This window comes from Campylobacter sp. 2018MI01 (assembly GCF_018501205.1).
In the GTDB taxonomy this organism is placed as follows: Bacteria; Campylobacterota; Campylobacteria; order Campylobacterales; family Campylobacteraceae; genus Campylobacter_E.
Genome location: NZ_JAHCZE010000168.1, coordinates 1 through 430 on the forward strand (window position 1 = coordinate 1; position 430 = coordinate 430).

The 430-nt window shown below is 50.9% G+C and carries 1 protein-coding gene; it reads left to right on the forward strand.

The window, feature by feature from the left end; all coding sequences use genetic code 11:
* Positions 1 to 352, forward strand: a 352-nt coding sequence (locus KJQ97_RS09510; RefSeq protein WP_284454213.1) for an epoxyqueuosine reductase, incomplete at its 5' end; no start/stop codon positions are given.
* Positions 353 to 430: the final 78 nt, after the last annotated feature.

Below are 430 nucleotides of genomic sequence, written 5' to 3' on the forward strand. Positions count from 1 at the left end.
TCCGTGGAATCGTTACTCTCAGTTGACCGACGAAGCAGATTTTAGCCCACGCAAGGCGCTGCATAACCCAGATTTGGTTGAGTTGTTTAGCTGGAGCGAAGCGCAGTTTCTGAAAGTCACTGAAGGTTCTGCGATTCGGCGCATTGGTCATTTACGCTGGCTGCGCAATGTTGCCGTCGCGCTGGGGAATGCGCCGTGGAGTAATGCCGTCATTACGGCGCTGGAAAGCCGCAAGGGTGAGCATCCACTTCTCGATGAGCATATCGAATGGGCGATTGCGCAACAAATTGAAAAGCGCATCGCCTGCATCATTGAAGTGCAGCTACCGAAAAGCAGCGTCTGGTCAGGGTGATTGAAAAAGAGCTGGTGCGCGATGCCTGAATTATTCACAGGCTGTGTATAAAAATAAAAACACATTGCGATTCAGGAG